Source organism: Pantoea rwandensis (assembly GCF_002095475.1).
Lineage (GTDB): Bacteria > Pseudomonadota > Gammaproteobacteria > Enterobacterales > Enterobacteriaceae > Pantoea > Pantoea rwandensis.
This window is the reverse complement of record NZ_MLFR01000015.1, coordinates 14,255-33,860: the sequence shown is the minus strand read 5'-3', so window position 1 is coordinate 33,860 and position 19,606 is coordinate 14,255. Positions and strand designations below refer to the sequence as shown.

At 52.8% G+C, this 19,606-nt stretch carries 22 protein-coding genes and 1 pseudogene; 9 read left to right on the top strand and 14 right to left on the bottom strand.

All coding sequences use genetic code 11. The features are described 5' to 3' along the window. Nucleotides 1-90 precede the first annotated feature (90 nt). The gene (locus HA51_RS14980; RefSeq protein ID WP_039330540.1) at nucleotides 91-336 is read right to left on the bottom strand and encodes a hypothetical protein; all 246 of its coding nucleotides are present in this window, start codon (nucleotides 334-336) and stop codon (nucleotides 91-93) included. A 260-nt stretch (nucleotides 337-596) separates the two neighbouring features. Between HA51_RS14980 and HA51_RS27840 the strand changes: the two genes are divergently transcribed. From HA51_RS27840 to HA51_RS14960, 3 genes are all read left to right on the top strand, one after another. Beyond that, nucleotides 597-680 carry a small membrane protein YohP gene (locus tag HA51_RS27840; RefSeq protein ID WP_017346848.1) on the top strand — a complete coding sequence of 28 codons (84 nt, stop codon included), beginning with the start codon at nucleotides 597-599 and terminating at the stop codon, nucleotides 678-680. Nucleotides 681-1,421: 741 nt separating this feature from the next. After that, nucleotides 1,422-1,631, top strand: a complete 210-nt coding sequence (cspE, locus tag HA51_RS14965) for a transcription antiterminator/RNA stability regulator CspE (protein ID WP_034829024.1) — start codon at nucleotides 1,422-1,424, stop codon at nucleotides 1,629-1,631. Between the two features lie 358 nt (nucleotides 1,632-1,989). After that, the gene (locus tag HA51_RS14960; RefSeq protein ID WP_084935423.1) at nucleotides 1,990-2,415 is read left to right on the top strand and encodes a GNAT family N-acetyltransferase; all 426 of its coding nucleotides are present in this window, start codon (nucleotides 1,990-1,992) and stop codon (nucleotides 2,413-2,415) included. Here HA51_RS14960 and HA51_RS14955 read toward each other — a convergent pair. Next, nucleotides 2,399-3,754 carry an aminotransferase-like domain-containing protein gene (locus tag HA51_RS14955; protein WP_084935422.1) on the bottom strand — a complete coding sequence of 452 codons (1,356 nt, stop codon included), beginning with the start codon at nucleotides 3,752-3,754 and terminating at the stop codon, nucleotides 2,399-2,401. The genes HA51_RS14960 and HA51_RS14955 overlap by 17 nt on opposite strands. A 138-nt stretch (nucleotides 3,755-3,892) precedes the next feature. On the opposite strand from HA51_RS14955, the gene HA51_RS14950 reads away from it, so the two are divergent. From HA51_RS14950 to tatE, 6 genes and pseudogenes are all read left to right on the top strand, one after another. Further along, entirely contained in the window at nucleotides 3,893-4,852 is a 960-nt protein-coding gene (locus HA51_RS14950) for an ABC transporter substrate-binding protein (protein WP_084935421.1), read from the top strand. 2 nt (nucleotides 4,853-4,854) lie between these two features. Next, nucleotides 4,855-5,649 carry a deaminated glutathione amidase gene (locus HA51_RS14945; protein WP_084935420.1) on the top strand — a complete coding sequence of 265 codons (795 nt, stop codon included), beginning with the start codon at nucleotides 4,855-4,857 and terminating at the stop codon, nucleotides 5,647-5,649. Between the two features lie 22 nt (nucleotides 5,650-5,671). Further along, a pseudogene (locus tag HA51_RS14940) lies at nucleotides 5,672-6,558 on the top strand (ABC transporter substrate-binding protein). Further along, complete coding sequence (locus HA51_RS14935; protein ID WP_084935419.1) at nucleotides 6,555-7,514, top strand: amino acid ABC transporter permease; 960 nt, start codon at nucleotides 6,555-6,557, stop codon at nucleotides 7,512-7,514. The pseudogene HA51_RS14940 and the gene HA51_RS14935 overlap by 4 nt, the downstream one beginning before the upstream one ends. Then, on the top strand, nucleotides 7,511-8,281 hold the full coding sequence (locus tag HA51_RS14930; protein WP_084935418.1) for an amino acid ABC transporter ATP-binding protein: 771 nt from the start codon (nucleotides 7,511-7,513) through the stop codon (nucleotides 8,279-8,281). The genes HA51_RS14935 and HA51_RS14930 overlap by 4 nt, the downstream gene beginning before the upstream one ends. Before the next feature lie 107 nt (nucleotides 8,282-8,388). After that, nucleotides 8,389-8,592, top strand: a complete 204-nt coding sequence (gene tatE / locus HA51_RS14925) for a twin-arginine translocase subunit TatE (protein ID WP_084935417.1) — start codon at nucleotides 8,389-8,391, stop codon at nucleotides 8,590-8,592. A gap of 134 nt (nucleotides 8,593-8,726) precedes the next feature. Here the strand turns inward: tatE and lipA are convergent, their stop codons facing one another. From lipA to lptE, 12 genes are all read right to left on the bottom strand, one after another. Beyond that, nucleotides 8,727-9,692, bottom strand: a complete 966-nt coding sequence (lipA, locus tag HA51_RS14920) for a lipoyl synthase (protein ID WP_038648336.1) — start codon at nucleotides 9,690-9,692, stop codon at nucleotides 8,727-8,729. Nucleotides 9,693-9,867: 175 nt separating this feature from the next. Beyond that, nucleotides 9,868-10,518 (bottom strand): lipoyl(octanoyl) transferase LipB, encoded by a 651-nt coding sequence (gene lipB, locus HA51_RS14915; protein WP_084935416.1) that lies wholly within the window; start codon nucleotides 10,516-10,518, stop codon nucleotides 9,868-9,870. Between the two features lie 69 nt (nucleotides 10,519-10,587). After that, nucleotides 10,588-10,851: a DUF493 family protein YbeD gene (gene ybeD / locus HA51_RS14910; protein WP_084935415.1), complete on the bottom strand. Its 264-nt coding sequence runs from the start codon at nucleotides 10,849-10,851 to the stop codon at nucleotides 10,588-10,590. Nucleotides 10,852-10,945: 94 nt separating this feature from the next. Next, on the bottom strand, nucleotides 10,946-12,157 hold the full coding sequence (gene dacA / locus HA51_RS14905; protein WP_084935414.1) for a D-alanyl-D-alanine carboxypeptidase DacA: 1,212 nt from the start codon (nucleotides 12,155-12,157) through the stop codon (nucleotides 10,946-10,948). A gap of 122 nt (nucleotides 12,158-12,279) precedes the next feature. Beyond that, the gene (gene rlpA / locus HA51_RS14900) at nucleotides 12,280-13,386 is read right to left on the bottom strand and encodes an endolytic peptidoglycan transglycosylase RlpA (RefSeq protein WP_084935413.1); all 1,107 of its coding nucleotides are present in this window, start codon (nucleotides 13,384-13,386) and stop codon (nucleotides 12,280-12,282) included. A 10-nt stretch (nucleotides 13,387-13,396) separates the two neighbouring features. After that, nucleotides 13,397-14,509 (bottom strand): peptidoglycan glycosyltransferase MrdB, encoded by a 1,113-nt coding sequence (gene mrdB, locus HA51_RS14895; RefSeq protein WP_084935494.1) that lies wholly within the window; start codon nucleotides 14,507-14,509, stop codon nucleotides 13,397-13,399. Between the two features lie 8 nt (nucleotides 14,510-14,517). Continuing rightward, nucleotides 14,518-16,422 (bottom strand): peptidoglycan DD-transpeptidase MrdA, encoded by a 1,905-nt coding sequence (gene mrdA, locus HA51_RS14890; RefSeq protein ID WP_084935412.1) that lies wholly within the window; start codon nucleotides 16,420-16,422, stop codon nucleotides 14,518-14,520. A gap of 34 nt (nucleotides 16,423-16,456) precedes the next feature. Next, a complete protein-coding gene (rlmH, locus tag HA51_RS14885) occupies nucleotides 16,457-16,927 on the bottom strand; it encodes a 23S rRNA (pseudouridine(1915)-N(3))-methyltransferase RlmH (protein ID WP_013357098.1) in 471 nt (156 codons plus the stop codon). 3 nt (nucleotides 16,928-16,930) lie between these two features. Continuing rightward, nucleotides 16,931-17,248, bottom strand: coding sequence for a ribosome silencing factor (gene rsfS / locus HA51_RS14880; protein ID WP_084935411.1), 318 nt, complete (start codon nucleotides 17,246-17,248; stop codon nucleotides 16,931-16,933). A 91-nt stretch (nucleotides 17,249-17,339) separates the two neighbouring features. Then, a complete protein-coding gene (nadD, locus tag HA51_RS14875) occupies nucleotides 17,340-17,984 on the bottom strand; it encodes a nicotinate-nucleotide adenylyltransferase (RefSeq protein ID WP_084935410.1) in 645 nt (214 codons plus the stop codon). Further along, nucleotides 17,977-19,008: a DNA polymerase III subunit delta gene (gene holA, locus HA51_RS14870; RefSeq protein ID WP_084935409.1), complete on the bottom strand. Its 1,032-nt coding sequence runs from the start codon at nucleotides 19,006-19,008 to the stop codon at nucleotides 17,977-17,979. The genes nadD and holA overlap by 8 nt, the downstream gene beginning before the upstream one ends. Continuing rightward, on the bottom strand, nucleotides 19,005-19,604 hold the full coding sequence (lptE, locus tag HA51_RS14865; protein WP_084935408.1) for an LPS assembly lipoprotein LptE: 600 nt from the start codon (nucleotides 19,602-19,604) through the stop codon (nucleotides 19,005-19,007). Before lptE ends, holA begins: the two co-directional genes overlap by 4 nt. Nucleotides 19,605-19,606: the final 2 nt, after the last annotated feature.

Genomic DNA, 19,606 nt, shown 5'->3' with positions numbered 1-19,606 from the left:
CATGTTGAAGCAGCCATCCTGCGCCGAAAGTATTAATAACCGCAAGTCAGTGTTTAGGAAGGAATGGGCCACAAATCGTGGCCCAAAAACTCAGTGCGGCTGCTCGAAGCCCGCTTTGACCATTTGTTCACGCAATGCGCGGGTAATTTCACGGTTCCCACCCGTGACCGGGTAAATGACATTGTTGACGACATCGTCAAGATAGTGCTCTTCAAACTCTTGCATGGTGAGCTGCGTGCCACCCTCATCGTTAATGGCAATGCTGCCACTGATGTGGTTGCCATAATCCTTTGCCTTAAGGCTGTAACGACCCATGCTGGTATTAATCGTGCTCATAGAAATCTCCTTGTTACGTAGGCATTGATAACCATTGAGGCCTCCTGGAGGCGGTATAAGTTTAGACAATGCCAAGCTCCTCCTTGGGCATGTGACATTAAGGAAAATCACGGCCTGCGACCCGTCTCGCAGAAATAAGCTTGAACTGCAAGTAACAACCATCATGATGCGTGACAGCGCTCGCACTACCCAGCGAACACAGAATGATCATCTATACTGACTAAGAGACGCGTTATTTTTCATACCTGAAGGAGCGAACAATGAAAATAATCCTGTGGATCATCGCCATTATCTTTATCGTGGGATTGCTGACTATTACTGGCGTGTTTAAGCTGATTTTCTGACAAGAACAGGCACCTTAGGGTGCCTGCTTCAGTTATTCAGCATCGAGAGTCGCGAAAAGGTTCGGTGTGACCACAGGAGGATTAAGGTCTTGTAAATTGAGTGGCTTGCCACAGCGGGCACAATACGCCCCATGATGGCAATGCTTGATGCTCTTATCTCGCTTTGGCAGCGTAAAGAAAAATTTGGCGCTACCACAGGTGCTACATTGAATGGTCATCTCAACGCTCTCCCTCTCTCCATCCTGGAATAGTGAGATTTATCTCATTCGACGATCAAGTTCAATTCATAAATTTATTTAATTTGTTTACACAGTAAATGATTTGACTTAACCCGCTGAATGTTAGGCAATAACTACCCGTGATCCACCGAGAAAAATTCGCCTCCCTCGTACTCAGGTTCTCGATTTTGGACGCGGTGTCGATGATATTTGAAGGGGGAGCGAAGCGTTCAACATGACGTGAATGACCCCTTACGGCGAAATTCGTTATGGGATCAAGCAGATGCGGTCTGAATATTTTGCAACCACTGATTTTCCAGTGGCTTAGCATCATTTCAGTACAGCTGAAGTGGAGGCGGGAGATTGTTTTGAACCAATCATTACACCCAGAAAGTGTGAAGAAGATGGAAAAAACCAATATTTATCACTTTTTCATCAATTCGCACTGGACAAATGTCACCGCAATTGCTGTACTAGACGTCGACACAGTTTAGTGTCCATTTTTCATGTAAAGGTAATATAGATGTCCAAGATCAAAGGTAACGTTAAGTGGTTTAATGAGTCGAAAGGCTTCGGTTTCATTACTCCAGAAGATGGCAGCAAAGATGTATTCGTACACTTCTCTGCAATCATGAGCAATGGCTTCAAAACTCTGGCTGAAGGTCAGCGCGTAGAGTTCGAAATCACTGACGGTGCTAAAGGCCCATCTGCTGCTAACGTTATCGCTCTGTAAGTTAACAGTTAGAATTCTGAAAACCCGCCTACTGGCGGGTTTTTTTTATCCTTTTTACAGCTGCCACCAAGTGTGGGCATAGCCGACTACCGCCACGATGGCAACGCTCACCGCGAGCAGTTCATTGAAGGTACGCGGGACTAAATTTTTCATGTCATGGGCCTCACCGGTTCGTTTCTGCCAGCATGGCAAAGCCAGGTTAAGCCAACCTTAAGCTGTGATGACATTCCCATGACAACGCGCATTCTGCGGCGTATCTCACAGATAACTTCAGTAACATCCTCATAACAATCCTTACTTGCAGCTTTTTACTGCGCAACGCTATATAAATGCTGGCGAGGACTCTTAAGGAGGCAGGATGAATATTCGTCAGGCACACGCAACAGACAGTTTTGCTTTGAGTGCGCTGTTAACCGAACTGGGTTACAGCGATACAGAAACATTTATAGACGCGCGTCTGGCGCAATTGAGCAGTCATCCCGATGAAGTATTATTGGTGGCTGAACACGGCAGCCAGGTGTTGGGGTTTCTCTCTTTACACTTTATTCCGCAACTGGCGCTTGCTGGCGATTTTGCGCGTATCAGCTATTTTTGCATCGCGGAAGGTGAGCGCAGTAAAGGCAGCGGGCAACAACTGCTTAGCCATGCTGAGCAGTTGGCGAGAAAACGAGGTTGCGATCGTATGGAAGTGCATTGTCACTCTTCGCGCCTGAAAGCTAACCAGTTTTATTCGCGCGAAGGGTATGTGGAATCACCGCGTTATCACATTAAAGATCTGGGCTGACATTCAGCTCTCGCCCTGATGCAATGACAATCGCGTCAGCAATGCTGTCGAGCTGCTCAAAAGGCAGTAAGGCCGCGCTGACGCGAATAAACTGGATGCTGTTAATACTGCAACGTTCGCCTGGTAGCACGGCTATGCCGCGTGCGGCCAGAGTGATCATGGCGTATTGCTCTGACTCCACCGGTATCAGGACACTCAATCCATCCCGCTCTTCCAGAACCAAACCGCGTTGAGCCAGTGCAGAGAGCAGTCGTTGACGACGGTGTGCGTACTCTGTTTTCGCATGCTGAATACACTGCTGCGTGGTGTCATCTTTCAGCATCCATGCCACCGCATCTTGCAGGATACGGCTGGTCCAGCTTACGCCAAAGTTACGCCAGGACTGTAAGCGCTTTACCATCTCCGCAGTACCGGACAGCACGGCCAAACGCAGGTCGGGACCATAGGCTTTTGAGAACGAGTGGACATGCACGACGCGATCCGGGAAGTGGTATCCGAGGCTCCACACAGGCCAACGCGACAGATCGCCAATGCCGTCGTCCTCAACAATCATGGTTTGGCTATTTGCCAACACCCGAGCCAGTTCTGCGCTACGGCGCTGGCTAACGCTGTGTCCCGTTGCCGAATGCGTACGTGGTTGATAGATGAACATGGCCGGCGATCTTTGCAGGTGCGTTGCCAGTACCCCTGGCAAAGGTCCTTGCTCATCACAAGGGAGAGGCAGAATTTCAGCCCCAATATTGTCGAGCATGTCTAACAGGCGGGTGGCGGTGGGATCTTCGATAACCACCCGGTCACCTGGTGAAAGCAAGGTTTGCACAATCAAATTCATGGCATCAAAACCGCCATCGGTGGCTAGCCAGGCCTGCGCAGGATAGGGCCAACGCAGTTTGATGGCGGCTTCTAACTGTGGCGAAATCGCCTCACGCTGATAGCTGTTCAAATCTGGCGAAGTGATACCTGCCAGCATCGCCTGCTTGAGATCGGGCAGCAGCGCGGGATCGGGAGAAGCCATCGCCAGCGCCGCTTTGATGTTCTCGCCATAGTTACCAATCTTTTCGAAGCGAATCGGGCGGGGCAACACGCTGTTACCACAGACCCAGACGCCGCTTCGTCCTTTACCCGCCAGGACTTTCTGCTTTTTTAACTGTGCCCAAGCCGCCGATACCGTCGCCGGACTCACACCCAGCCGTTCCGCCAGCTCACGCACCGCAGGCATCTGCATGCCGACAGCGATATGTCCGTCATGAATCAGGTTGGATGCGGTGTGGGCGATGCCTTTTACCGAAGCATCCTCAATTTGTTGGCTAAGCCACTCTACGTCTACATTTTGCGTCATAAGAAAATCATTTGTTCAGTAACAAAGAATTTATTGTTCAGATTAGTATTCGCGTTTTAGACTCAAATTCAAGCACTATTTGCTGAAAAAATAGACGTAGCCCAATCGGCGGGCTGAACAAACGGGGAAAGTACAATTATGGTAACCATCAGACTGGCGGTGCGTGACTGGGATTATTTCACCCCGCTGGCACTCGGCGACATTAAACCGGAAGGCTTTACGCTTGAAATTGATCGCGTGGGCACCCTGGTGGATAACCTCGCTACCAGCGATAAATACGATGCAGGCGAGGTTTCTTTCAGCCGTTATGCACAGGCGTGTGCCAGAGGCGATAACGGGCTGTTGGGGCTGCCACACTTCCTGATGCGCGGTTTTCGCCAGCGCTGCATTATCACCACCGCTGACAGCCCCATTACCACGCCAGCACAGCTGAAAGGCAAAAAAATTGGTGTAACGGGTTGGCAGGATTCGGGCAACACCTGGACACGTACCGTGCTGCGCGAAGCGGGTGTGGAAATTGACGATGCCTACTGGTTTGCGGGCCGTCTGACGGAAGAACATCCAATTGTGGACCGCCTGGCCGGCTTTGGACGTCCGGGACGCATTGAAACCGCACCGGGTGAGCGCCCGCTGATTGAATTACTCAAGACCGGCGAACTCGATGCCGTGTTCACCCCCTTTATGCCAGAAGGCTTCTTCCTGAAAGACTCTGGCTTACGTCAGTTGCAGGCTGACTTTGTCAGCGCGGAGCGTGACTACTTCAACCGCGTGGGCTATGTGCCGGGCATCCATCTGTTAGCGATGAAACCTGCATTAGCGGAAGCGCACCCATGGTTACCTCAGGCGTTGAGTGAAATTATCGATAGGTCGTACCAGGTCTGGATGCAGAAACGCGAGAAGTATGCCGACACGACCCCATGGTTGCTCGATGATTTGCGACGTACCGCGCAGGAATTACCGGCCGACTGGAATCAGAACGGATTCTCCGCTAACAAAAAGATGATTGCCGATTTTGCCAACGAGCTGTTCCAGCAGGGTTTAACCAAAACATTACTGACGCCGGAAGCGATTTTCCCGGCTGCGGTACAAGGGGAATGATGATGAAAGTTGCAATGGGTCAATTTGCTGTCAGCCGTGAATGGCAAGAGAACACCGATATCTGCATCGATTTGATGAACAAGTCGCTGGCGGGAGGTGCGGATCTGCTGGTGCTGCCGGAAGGCGTGCTGGCGCGTGATATTGCCGACCCTGATTTAGTGTTGAAAGCCGCACAACCCCTGGATGGTCCGTTTGTCACGCAGCTGCTGGCAGTGAGTAAGGGCAACGATTTAACCACCATGATGAGTGTGCACGTGCCTACTGAAGGTAACAAAGCGCTCAATGTGCTGATTGCCATTCGGAATGGCGAGATTATCGCGGCCTACGAAAAACTGCACCTCTATGATGCCTTTGCCATGCAAGAGTCGCAGCGCGTTAACCCAGGGAATGACGTCCCTGCGCTGGTGGATGTCGCGGGGATGAAAGTGGGCCTGATGACCTGTTACGACGTCCGTTTCCCAGAGCTGGCGCGCCGCCTGGTGTTAGACGGTGCGGATGTACTGGTGCTGCCTGCTGCATGGGTTAAAGGTCCGCTGAAAGAGATGCATTGGGAGCTGTTGTGCAGTGCGCGTGCATTGGAAAACACTTGCTACATGGTGGCGGTCGGGGAGTGCGGGCCACGTAACATCGGCAACAGCTTGGTGGTCGACCCGCTGGGGGTGGCGATTGCTAAGGCGCCGGAATCAGCTGCACTGGTGTTCGCGGATCTCGATCCACAACGTATTGCTTATGCGCGTAGCGTTTTACCGGTGCTGGAAAACCGCCGTTTTGCACGTCCTGAATTAAAACCACTTTGATAGATTTTGGGGAAACTGGCCAATGAAAACACTTGCAACCGCTATCGCACTGGCTCTGGGCCTGACCGTCAGCGTTGTTCAGGCAGCGGATGCCATCCCAGTACAAAAAGTCGATCAGGCTTTGCACGATCGTCTGCCAACCGACATAAAAACGGCGGGAAAAATGATCTCAGTGAATAACGGATCATTTCCTCCTTATGAGATTGTGGGCGGCCCGCACTCAATGGATGGCGCTTCTGCGGATTTGACCACGGCACTGGCGCAGCTACTGGGCGTTAAGATCGAACATGCCACGGTCAGTGGATTGTCTGGCGTATTAGCCGGTATCAATTCGGGACGCTACCAAATGGCTATCGGCCCGATTGGTGATTATCCCGATCGTCAGCAGAAGGTTGATTTTATCGACTTCGTACAAGAGTTCGTGGTGTTTGGTGTGCAGAAGGGCAATCCCTCGAAGATTAATGGTCTGGATGATACCTGTGGCAAACGCATTGCCGTGATGGCAGCAGGATCGGCCGAGCAGGTGATTCGCAAGCAGTCCGATGCTTGTGTTGCCGCAGGCAAACCGGCGGTGCAGGTACAATCCTTTACCGATCAACCTTCCTCTATTCTGGCCGTGCGATCCAAACGTTCTGATGCCTTCTTCTCATCACAAGCACCGCTGACCTATTTCATCGATCAGGCGAATGGTCAGTTGGAGTTGTCAGGCAAGGGACAGAAAAACGGCTTTGGTGATATTTTCCAAGGCACCGTGTTCCTAAAGGCTCAGAACTGGGTAACGTGGTGTTGGATGCCTACAAAGAGCTATTCGCCAATGGCACTTACGCGGCCATCATGAAAAAGTGGAAACTTGACGGCAACATGTTGCAGCAACCGGGGCGCAATCTGGCGCAGGGGACAGCAAAATGAATCCGGTAACCCACAATACGCGAGCCAGGGATAAGGCCGACGTGCAACAGCGCGATGTGGCTTTCGCCCGCAGTGCGCCTACCTATGGTCGCTGGATCTCATGGATTGTGGTACTGGTGATCGGGGCGAATTTTCTTTGGTTAGTGGCGACGAACCCAAATTTTGAGTGGAAAGTGGTACTGCAGTGGTTCACTGAAGGCTCGGTGATGAAAGGACTGCAGGTCACGCTAGGGCTGACGGTGGTATCCATGATTCTCGGTACGCTACTGGGCCTGCTTCTGGCGGTGTGGCGCTTATCAGAGAATAAATTATTGAGTGGGCTCTCGTCGCTCTACATCTGGTTTTTCCGTGGCACGCCACTGCTGGTCCAGCTGATCTTTTGGTACAACATGTCAACGCTGTTCCCGGCCATTTCGATCACCGTGCCCTGGACGGATATCACCTTTGCCAGCTGGAACACCAACGATCTGATCACACCGTTAACGGCAGCCATTGCCGGTCTGGCGCTGAATGAAGCGGCCTATATGGCGGAGATCATCCGTGCGGGATTGTTATCGGTGGATCATGGCCAGGTGGAAACCACTCAGGCTTTTGGTATGAGTCGCAGTCGTGCGCTGCGTCGCATCATTATTCCACAAGCGATGCGCTCGATTATTCCCCCCACGGGTAATCAGTTGATCAGCATGATCAAGGCGACATCGCTGGTGAGTGTGATTGCGATGGGTGATCTGCTCTACTCAGTGCAGGCAGTCTACAACCGTACGTTTGAAATCATCCCGATGCTGATGGTGGCGGTTATCTGGTATCTGTTCATCACCTCGATCCTTAATGTTGGGCAATCCGCGATTGAACGTTACTACGCGCGTGGCACCAAACGTACGGTGGTGAATAAGCGCCGAGCGGGCAGCGAAGAACAGAACCTGACGAGTACCCCGCGTTTGAAGGAGGATGTATGAGTGAGGTTCAGCCGCTAGTACGCGCCCGTAATGTCCAGAAAAGTTACGGCGATAATCAGGTTCTGAAAGGTATTGATCTGGATGTGTTTCCGGGAGAAGTGGTGGTGATTTTAGGTCCTTCGGGATCGGGGAAATCCACTTTTCTACGTTGTATTAACCATTTAGAAGATATGAATGCCGGCTCGATTATGGTCGGGGATGACCAAGTGGGCTATGAACTGAAACGTGGCATTTTGCATCGCTTATCGGCGCGCAAAATTGCCCATCAGCGCCAGAAAATCGGCATGGTGTTTCAGCAGTTTAATCTTTATCCGCACATGACCGTGTTGCAGAACATTATTGAAGCGCCAATTGGCGTGCATAAGTTCCCGCGCCAGGAGGTGCTACAACATGCCCGAGAACTGCTTTCAACGGTGGGATTGAGTGATAAAGCCGATGCGTGGCCGCGACATCTTTCTGGCGGGCAACAGCAGCGCGTAGCGATTGCGCGTGCGCTGGCAATCAAACCTGCGTTGATGCTGTTCGATGAGCCGACATCGGCACTTGACCCTGAGTTGGTGGGGGAAGTGTTGGCAACGATGCGTACGCTGGCGGACCGCGGATTAACCATGATTGTGGTGACGCATGAAATAGGTTTTGCACGTGAGGCTGCCGATCGGGTGGTGTTTATGGATGGCGGAGTGGTAGTGGAGCAGGGCAGTCCAGAGCAGGTGATTGGCAATCCACAACATCCGCGCACGCAGGCGTTTCTCAGTCGCTTCATTTAATGTTAAGCGGATGTTGATCGTAATCTGTTACAGATTCCACTTGTGACAGGTGATAAACTGCGCGTTAATAGTCATGTTCGTTTTTCATTAAGGTTGAAAGGTAAAGTATGGAAGGTTTCAGCATTGCCAAACTGCTGATCATCGGTGCACTGATTGTGCTGCTGTTTGGTACCAACAAGTTACGTTCACTGGGTGGCGATCTGGGTTCCGCAATCAAAGGCTTCAAGAAAGCCATGAAAGACGATGAATCCACCGCAGCCAAAAGCACCGCTGAAGAAGCGCCTGCTGAACGCGTGAGTCACAAAGAGTAATATCACCGCTTCACGTCAATAAATGTAAAAATTTATGACGTCGATAAAAAAACCAGACTGCTTCCAGTCTGGTTTTTGTTTTTCTGGCTTCCGATAAATTTGGCTGCCGCACATCAAGCAGCCAATTAAGCCGATTATTTCACTTCCAACCCTTTCGCCTGCATATCGGCATGGTAAGAAGAACGCACAAATGGGCCGCAAGCGGCGTGCGTAAAGCCCATCGCCATCGCTTCTTCTTTCATCTCGTCAAACTCGGCTGGGCTGACATAGCGCTGGACGGGCAGGTGATGACGGCTTGGCTGCAGGTACTGACCGAGCGTTAACATGGTGACGCCGTGGCGACGCAAATCGCGCATCACTTCGACAATCTCAGCATTGGTTTCACCCAGACCGACCATCAGGCCAGACTTGGTCGGCACATCTGGGTGCGCTTCTTTAAAGCGCTCCAGCAGCTTCAGTGACCAGTCATAGTTAGCACCTGGACGAACCTGGCGGTACACGCGCGGCACGTTTTCCATGTTGTGGTTGAACACATCCGGCGGCGTCGCGGTGAGAATTTCCAGCGCGCGGTCCATACGACCACGGAAATCAGGCACCAGAGTTTCAATTTTGATGGTTGGGCTTTTTTCACGGATGGCAGTGATGCAATCCGCAAAGTGCTGAGCCCCGCCGTCGCGCAGATCGTCGCGGTCCACTGAGGTAATGACCACATAACGCAGCGCCATATCGGCAATGGTTTGTGCCAGTTTCAGCGGTTCGTTGGCATCAGGCATATTCGGACGGCCATGGGCGACATCGCAGAACGGGCAACGACGGGTACAAATCGCGCCGAGGATCATAAAGGTGGCGGTACCGTGGTTGAAACATTCAGCGAGGTTAGGGCAGGAGGCCTCTTCACAGACCGAGTGCAGGCCGTTTTTGCGCATCGCGGCTTTGATACCCTGAATGCGGCTAGAGTCCGCAGGCAGTTTAATCTTCATCCACTCCGGCTTACGCAGGATCTCTTCACGCTCGACCATCACGGTTTTCACCGGAATCAGCGCCATTTTGTCGGCATCGCGATACTTGACGCCACGTTCCATCTGAATTGGTTTACTCATAAATCTGCAGGTTCCGGTCGGGATTGCGATTTGAAAGCTTCCTCACTCAAACTGAGAACCAGGCTTTCAACTTTTTTTGAAAATATGGCAAAAATTATATCATCTCTCTGCCCATAAGCAGCCGATAAGCCCATACGAAAGTTACAATTTTGTAAATGCGCACAGACAGTCAAGGTCAGACCCTTGCCTCATTTTGCCATTCCAGTTGGGTAAAACCGGTCAATCGGGCGAAATGTTGCACCAGGCGCGGCCTGACATCCGCTGGCGTGACGCCAGCATGTAATGTGCTGAGCTGCGTCATTTGCATGCCTGCATAGCCGCAGGGGTTAATTCGCAAGAAGGGCGTGAGGTCCATGGCGATATTCAAGGCTAAGCCGTGAAAGGAGCACCCTTTACGAATGCGCAACCCAAGCGAACAGATTTTGTCATCACCCACATAAACGCCAGGTGCATCGGCGCGCGCGCGCGCAACAATACCATAGTCAGCGAGTGTACTGATTACCGTTTCTTCCAGCGCTGTGACCAATTCGCGGACGCCCATTTTACGGCGCTTAACGTCAATTAGCACATACATGATTTGCTGCCCAGGCCCATGATAAGTCACCTGACCACCGCGATCGCTTTGCACCACGGGGATATCACCAGGCATGAGCAGATGCTCTGCTTTACCTGCTTGACCTTGGGTAAAAACGGGTTGATGTTCCACCAGCCAGATTTCATCGGCGGTGTGGCTGTCACGTTGATCGGTGAACTGATGCATGGCATCGGAGACGGGCTGCCAGTCGCGCAGTCCCAGTTGACGAACAAGTAGCGTGTTAGCTGACAAAGCGAAGATCCGGTAAAGAGTGGAGGCTTGAGTATAACGCTGGCAAAGCCGCCTTTGCCAGCGCGGGTATTACAGAACCATGCGCACGATATCGATGTTGCCCAACTCTTCGTACAGGGTCTCCACTTGTTCGATATGGGTGGCGATGATGGTAATCGACACTGAATGGTAGTTGCCTTTGCTGCTTGGCTTCACGTCAGGTTTGTAGTCGCCCGGCGCGTGGCGCTGCACCACTTCAACCACTTGATCAACCAGCTCCGGTTGCGCCAGACCCATCACTTTGTAAGTGAAGGAGGTAGGGAATTCGAGCAGTTCATTCAATTTGGTTTTCATTTTTCACTCCGGTGCTTAAAAACAGGCTCCCGCCGAGGCGGGAGCAAATATAGTAGCTTATTTGGGGGCCATGTGGCGTTTTTTCAAGCGCGCCTTAGCCGAACCAGTGGTGGAACATCAGTTTAATGTAATCGATGATGCGGCTGAAGAAGCCACCTTCTTGTACTTCGTTCAGCACTACCAGTGGACGCTGTTCCACGGTTTTGCCATCCAGCTGGAAGTTGATGCTGCCCACCACCTGATTTTTCTGCAGTGGTGCATGCAGTTCGGTGTTGTTCAGCACGTAGCTGGCTTTCAAATCTTTCATACGGCCACGTGGAATGGTCAGATAAGCATCTTTTTCGACACCTAACTGTACGCGATCGCTGTTACCAAACCATACCGGCTCAGAAGCAAACTCTTTACCGGCTTTCAGTGGTGCGACGGTTTCAAAGAAGCGGAAGCCCCAGGTCAGGAGTTTCTTGCTCTCAGTTTCACGACCTTTGTAGGTGTGGCCACCCATGACCGCTGAGATCAGACGCATCTGGCCTTCAGTCGCAGAAGCCACCAGGTTGTAACCCGCCGCATCGGTGTGACCGGTTTTGATACCGTCAACATTCAGGCTGGTATCCCACAGCAGGCCGTTACGGTTCATCTGTTTGATATTGTTGAAGGTGAACTCTTTTTCACGGTAGACCGAATATTCGTCCGGTACGTCACGAATCAGCGCCTGGCCGATCAGCGCCATATCACGCGCAGAGCTGTATTGGCCTTCAGCATCCAGGCCGTGCACGGTCTGGAAGTGGGTGTTTTTCAGGCCTAACGCACCCACGTAGTTGTTCATCAGGCTAACAAACGCATCTTGGCTGCCGGCAACGTAATCGGCCATGGCCACACAGGCATCGTTACCTGACTGCAACACGATACCGCGCGTCAGCTGAGAAACGGGTACGCGATCGCCTGGCTTCAGGAACATCAGTGAAGAGCCTTTGAACACCGGGTTACCGGTTGCCCAGGCATCTTTACCTACGGTAACGATATCGTCGTTATGGATTTTGCCCGCTTTGACCGCCTGACCAATCACGTAGCTGGTCATCATTTTGGTCAGGCTTGCGGGATCGCGGCGCGCATCGGCGTTCTTTTCGGCCAGTACTTTGCCGGAGTTGGCATCGATCAGCACATAAGCTTCAGCATCGATTTCCGGGACGCCCGGGATCATCGTCTTAAGATTAACATCGTCCGCAAATGCGGCATGGCTGAGAGAAAGGGCGACCAGTGATCCCACTGTCAGGCGTTTCAGAAAACGAGAAGGTTTCAGCGTATTCATGTTAAGGACTACAACATCCGTGGGCTAAGAGTGAAAAAAGTGCCTTACTATAGCAAACGCCCCATCAGGCGACATCTTGCTTTGCAAATCAGTTTCAGCGGTAAAGGTCACTGCCCGTGATATTACGGGCGGGCAGTCGTAATAAATGAACTCATTTGAGCTTCTGTCGTCAGGCGCTGCTGCAGCGCGGCGGCTTCGGCACGGCTACTAAAACCACCGAGTTGGATGCGGTAAACGTTGCCGTTCGCTTCAACATTACCAGGCACGCCAAAGCGTTTGCCAAGGCTGCTCGCCAACTGGCGAGCACGCGCAGCATCATTCACCGCGCCAACCTGAACCACATAGCCACTGCCAGCATGGGCGGTCTGGCTGACTGGCGCCGCAGCAACGGCAGCAACAGGCGCTGTGACGGGCGCGTTAACCGGGGTTGCTGTAGGAGCTGGCGTAGGCTGACTGCCTTCCAGCACGCCATTGGCTAACGGCTGTGGTGCACCGAGGAAACCGCCACTCTGAACCGGTGCGCCCAAGTTACCATTGCTTTGCAGCGTGCTGTTGTCTACGGCGCGGACATCCTGTGGTGCGGGTTCTGGTGTGGTATTGGCGCTGCTGCCGCCCATCATCACCATGCCGCCGCCTAAGTCAGGACGGGAGGGCAGGGCATAGCTCTGTTTGGCCACGGTGGTGCCAATGGTGCCTGGGCCAGATACGGACCCATCGGGCGCAACTTTGATGTAATCCACGCGAACGCGCGAGTTATTGGAGATATTCAAACGGTCACCCGCGGCACGAGACAGATCGATAATACGTCCTGGCGTGTAGGGGCCGCGATCGTTCACACGCACCACAATCTGACGACCATTCGCGAGGTTGGTGACGCGCACATAGCTTGGCAGCGGCAACGTAGGATGGGCGGCGGTCATCGCATCGGGATCGTAGGCTTCACCAATGGCGGTGCGATTGCCTTGCGCTTCAGCACCATACCAGGTTGCCAGACCCACTTCGCTGTAATTCGATGGGTCTTTAATGACGCGATAATTTTTACCATTAACGCTGTAATCCTGACTGGTCGAAGGATTGATCGGTTCATAGCGCGGCTCCACGCCTGGAATTTCAACCACCGGGCCGTTATAAGCCGGTTGTGGCGGTGCCGTGTTAGTCTGCTGTTCTGGTGTAGAACAGGCAGCCAGTACCAGTGATGCCAGTGCAACCCCAAGCCAATCCTTACGCATGTGCAGCCTCTTAAACGCTTTTAGATAACATTTTTCGATGAGTATGGATCGACATCACGATGCCAAATCCGGCCATTAACACAATCAATGCCGACCCGCCGTAGCTCACCAGCGGGAGCGGTACGCCAACCACCGGTAAGATACCACTTACCATGCCTATGTTAACGAAAACATAAACGAATAAAATCAGCATCAAACCACCGGCCATCACGCGTCCAAAGGTAGTTTGCGCTCGCGCGGCTACGATTAGACCACGCAAAATCAGCAGCAAATAGAGTACCAGCAGCAGTAATACGCCGACCAGGCCGAGTTCCTCTGCTAACACCGCGAAGATAAAGTCAGTATGGCGTTCAGGCAGGAATTCCAGCTGTGACTGGGTGCCATGCAGCCAGCCTTTTCCGCGCAGCCCTCCGGAACCGATCGCAATTTTTGACTGAATGATGTGATACCCCGCGCCGAGTGGGTCGCTTTCGGGGTCAAGCAGCATCATGACGCGGTCGCGCTGATAGTCGTGCATCAGGAAGAACCACAGAACCGGAATAAACGCCGCGACCAGTAGGACCGCCACAGCAATCAGCTTCCAGCTCATGCCCGACAGGAACAGCACAAACAGGCCGGATGCGGCGATCAAAATCGAGGTGCCGAGGTCAGGCTGTGCGGCTACTAACAGCGTCGGCATGAAAATCAATACCAACGCGATACCGGTGTTCTTCAGAGTGGGAGGGCAGACATCGCGGTTGATAAAGCGCGCGACCATTAACGGCACCGCAATTTTGGCAATCTCCGAGGGCTGGAAACGCACAAAGCCCAGATCAAGCCAACGTTGCGCCCCTTTACTGATATGACCAAAGGCATCTACCGCTATCAGCAGTATCACGCAGACAATATAGAGATAGGGCGCCCAGCTTTCATAGACACGCGGCGGCACCTGTGCCATCACCAACATGATGATAATGCCCATCGCAATCTGGCCGAGTTTACGCTCCATCATGCCAGGATCCTGACCGCTGGCGCTCCAAATCACGATGGCGCTGTAGGCTAACAGCGCCAGGATAATCAACATAAACAGGGGATCGATATGGATTCGGGTCCAGATCGATCTTTTCTGCGGGCTATCGTTCATGGACATCTTTATTCACCTTCATAGCCAGGCGGCGTCGGTGCAGCTTCAGGCAGCACCGTGTTGTTGTCGCCTAACATAATATGGTCGAGAATTTGGCGCATCACGGTGCCAACCGCTGGGCCCGCTCCGCCGTTTTCCAGAATCATCGTGACGGCCACACGCGGTTTGTCATACGGCGCGAAAGCGGTCATTAATTTGTGGTCACGCAGCCGCTCTGCAATCTTGTGTGCGTTGTAGGTTTCGTTCTCTTTCAGGCCAAATACCTGTGCCGTACCTGACTTCGCGGCGATTTTATAAGGCGCATCGGCAAAGCTTTTGTGTGCCGTACCATTAGCACGGTTCGCCACGCCATACATGCCATCTTTGGCAATTTCCCAGTATCCCGAGTGAATATCGCCAATAGGGGTATCAGGGGGCTGGCGATACGGCACCATCGTCTGGCCTTCACGAGTTGCGCGCATCAGATGTGGGACCTTAATCACACCGTCATTAATCAGAATCATCATGGCTTTGTTCATCTGCACGGGTGTGGCTGTCCAGTAACCCTGGCCAATGCCTACCGGAATGGTATCACCCTGATACCACGGCTTCTTGAAGCGCTTCAGTTTCCATTCACGCGTCGGCATATTACCCGGACTTTCTTGCGGCAGATCGATGCCAGTGCGATGGCCATAACCAAACTTGGTCATCCATTCGGACAGGCGATCGATCCCCATGTCATAGGCCACTTGATAGAAGAAGGTATCGGCTGACTCTTCCAGTGATTTGGTCACGTTCAGGCGACCATGTCCCCACTTTTTCCAGTCGCGATAGCGTTTTTCAGAACCCGGTAACTGCCACCAGCCGGGATCAAACAGGCTGGTATTGCGGTTAATCACCCCTGCACTCAGCGCGGAGACGGCAACATAGGGTTTAACCGTTGATGCTGGCGGGTAAGATGCCTGCAACGCACGGTTATACAGTGGACGGTTTTCATCGCTCAGCAAGGCTTTGTAATCTTTGCTGGAGATGCCATCCACAAATAAATTGGGGTCATAGCTGGGGGTTGAAACCAGCGCCAGAATCTCACCGGTGCGCGGATCGCTCACTACCACAGCAGCACGGCTGCCGGTCAGTAAGGTTTCAATATACTGCTGCAGTTTGAGATCGACAGTCAGATAGATGTCGCGTCCGGCCTGAGGTGATTGCTCGTGCAATTGACGAATGACACGACCGCGGTTGTTCACTTCAACTTCTTCGTAGCCGGTCTTACCGTGCAGCACGTCTTCGTAAAAGTTTTCGATGCCGAGTTTGCCAATGTCATGCGTGGCCGCATAGTTTGGCCATTTGCCTTCTTCATCGAGTCGTTTGACGTCACGGTCATTGATTTTTGAAACGTAACCCACGACATGCGTCAACGTCTGACCATAGGGGTAGTAACGGCGCTGATAGCCTTTGACTTCCACGCCCGGGAAGCGGTACTGATTCACCGCAAATCTTGCCACCTGAACATCGTTGAGGGCAGTCTTCACCGGAATAGAAGTAAAGCGGCGTGAACGCTTGCGCTCTTTTTCAAAGGCGTCGATATCGTCGTCAGTGAGATCCAGTATCGGTCGCAGGTCCTGCAATGTCTGTTTTAGATCATCGACTTTTTCGGGGACCAGTTCGGCCTGATAGATGGTGCGGTTCAGTGCCAGTGGTACGCCGTTACGGTCAAAGATGATGCCGCGGCTGGGGGCGACGGGCACCAGCTTGATGCGGTTTTCATTCGAACGGGTACTGTAATCGTCGAAACGCAGGATTTGGAGGTGGTAGAGATTGACCACCAATACGCTGGAGAGCAAAAAAATGCCAACAAAAGCTACCAGAGCCCGGCGGACAAAGAGTTTCTGTTCAGCACTGTAGTCGCGAAAGGCGTTGCTCTGTAATTTCATCCGCTGCGTTTATTGTCTGGAGGTTGTCAGGCGTTTATTCACGGTGATAAGGATGATTCGTGGTGATGCTCCAGGCACGATACAGGCTTTCTGCCACTAACACGCGCACTAAAGGGTGCGGCAAGGTTAACGCAGACAGCGACCAGCTTTGCTCAGCGGCGGCTTTACACGCCGGAGCCAGTCCTTCTGGACCACCGATAAGCAAGCTGACATCTCTGCCATCCAACTTCCAGCGTTCCAACTGCTGTGCCAACTGAGGCGTTTCCCATGGCTGCCCCGGAATATCAAGCGTCACGATACGATTGCCTTTACCCACGGCAGCCAGCATCGCTTCGCCCTCTTTTTCCAGGATGCGTTTGATATCCGCGTTCTTACCACGTTTACCGGCCGTGACTTCGGTCAGTTCAAACGGCATATCCTTAGGGAAACGGCGCAGATACTCCATGAAGCCGGTCTGAACCCAGTCGGGCATTTTGGTGCCAACGGCCACAAGCTGAAGTTTCAACGCTTAGCTCCAGAGCTTTTCCAGCTCATACAGCTGGCGGCTCTCTTCCTGCATCACATGGACAATCACTTCACCGAGGTCAACCACCACCCAATCTGCGGCAGCTTTACCATCAACACCTAGCGGTTTGAGGCCAGCGAGGCGTGATTCTTGGACGACATGGTCGGCAATAGACACGACATGGCGCGTCGATGTACCGGTGCAGATAATCATGCAATCGGTGATGCTAGATTTGCCCTGAACATCGACGGCAATGATGTCCTGGCCTTTAAGATCATCAATCTTATCAATAACGAAATCTTGGAGTGCTTTACCTTGCAAAAGGTTCCCCTTAAAAACAGGTGATTACGAGCAGGCGGAATGCCCGGAAAACGTAGCTGAAAATGAAGCGGCGCAGTATAGCACGCAACGATCAACCGCGATATAAGCCAGCGCGATCGATATAGTCGATAACAGCGTCCGGCAAGAGATCGGCGCATGAGCGCCCGCTGTGGCGGCGCTGACGAATTTCCGTGGCGGAGATGTCAAACAGTGGGGTGTCAGCCAACCAGATGTGACCTGCCGGTGAGTGATGCAGCTGCTGCGGAGTATGAGCTCGATGCGCGTCCAGCCACTGCTGCATTTCATCGGTTTCCATCTGCGTGGCATAACCCGGTCGCTGACAGACCAGTAAATGACACAGGGACAGCAAATCTTGCCAGCGATGCCATTTGGCTAACGTTAGCAGAGAATCCTGGCCGATGATAAACCCAAGGGGCTGTTCTGCGCCGCGTTCCGCACGCAATGCTTCGAGTGTGGCAACGGTCCACGAAGGCGTTTCACGCTCCAACTCACGCGTATCGATATCGAATAAAGGACGATCCCCAATGGCACAACGCAGCATGGCGACACGCTGCTGCGCGCTCGCTTCGGGCTGTGGGCGGTGCGGTGGCACATTGTTGGGTAGTAGCGTCACTTTTTTCAAGCCAACCTGCTGCGCCAGCGCTTCTACCGGGCGTAAATGGCCGTAATGGATAGGATCGAAGGTGCCGCCAAACAGCGCATGGAGTTTAGACATCGGTAAAACTCAAGGGAAAATCGCGGTGACAGATGAGCAGTGACAGCGTTTCTAACTGCGGCCAGAGATTTTGACCATAATCTTGCTTCATGGTCAGCTCCAACTCAGCCAGTAGATGGACTGCACGTTGTAAACGGCGCGCATCAAGACGCTGCAATGCCTCGGTGAACAGCGCACGACGATTTTGCCAAATACGTTGCTGATCCATCAAGGTGCGTAATGCCTGTTTCGCCTGATTACGCTGCAAATGCAACAGGGTGAGCAAATCACGCTGTAGCGAGCGCAGCAGGATCACCACTTCGGCATCTTCTTTTTCCAGTTGATGCAGAATGTGCAGGGCGCGTTTACTTTTTCCCGCCAGCAGCGCATCAACCCAGTGGAACGGCGTAAAGTGAGCGGCATCATTCACTGCGGCTTCTACGCGTGGCAGGGTTAATTTGCCATCCGGCCAGAGCAGTGAAAGGCGTTCCAGCGCTTGTCCTAAGGCTAATAAGTTGCCTTCGTAACAGTAACAAAGCAGTTGGATGGCGGCGTCATCGACACTCAGTTTCATGGCTTTCGCGCGGGTCGCAACCCAACGCGGCAGTTGAGCCTGTTCCGGTGTTTGGCAAGGAACCAGCACTGCATGGGTACTCAACGCTTTAAACCAGGCGCTGTTTTCCTGGGCCTTGGTCAGCTTTGCCATGCGTAACACCAGCAGGATATCGCTGTGGAGCAGGCTGGCCAATTTAACCAGTTGCTCCGCCATAGCAGCATTGGGACCGTTATCCGGCAACTGTAAGGTCAAGGTTTGGCGCTGGGTAAACAGGCTGAGCGCCTGACAACTGGCAAAGATGGCATCCCAATCGGTTTGCGCATCAAGGGTTACGCTGAAGTGTTCTTCGAAACCTTGCCCGCTCGAGATCGCACGGATGGCATCCGCACTCTCCTGAATCAGCAGGGGCTCATTACCGGTGAGAAAATAACAGGCGCGCAGCCCCTCTCGAAGCTGCGCGCTCAGTTGTTCAGGATAAATCCTGATCATTGCAGACTGGTAGCTGACGAAGACGACACTTCCGGTGAGTTCTGACCCGGTGCAATCGTCTCCGGTTGCGGCAGTGATACTTTATTGGCTTCCTGTGCAGCATGCACTACCAGCAGTTTACGTACCAACTGCTCGGCGGCACGTTGACGCATCTCCTGCACAATCATGTCTTGCTCGGCATCCTTCGCCAGCGCGGCATTCGGGTTGTCGAAGAAAGAACGATACACGGTGGTGCTGATCGGATAGATACCTTTGCCCGGAATCAGAACCTGTGCGGTGACCGTCATGACCAGTGAATACTCCGCAGTGGTGCCACTAATAAACACCGATGCGGTATCTCGGCCCTGCATCTCAGCACCTAAGCGCAGAGTCGGGTATTTCGTACTGGCCATTTTGCTGTCATCAACAATAGTCACATCATTGATACGCAGCTGCTGACGCACGGTACGAGCCAGTGGACCGTAGGGGTCACCACTCTGGACGATCAGCGTTTTCATCTCGGTCGGCACCAGTGTGGTGCCGCGCGGGTGAAAACCACAGCCGGCGGTGATCAACACCGCCAGTAGGACAAACAGCCTGATAATCAGTTGTCGCACAG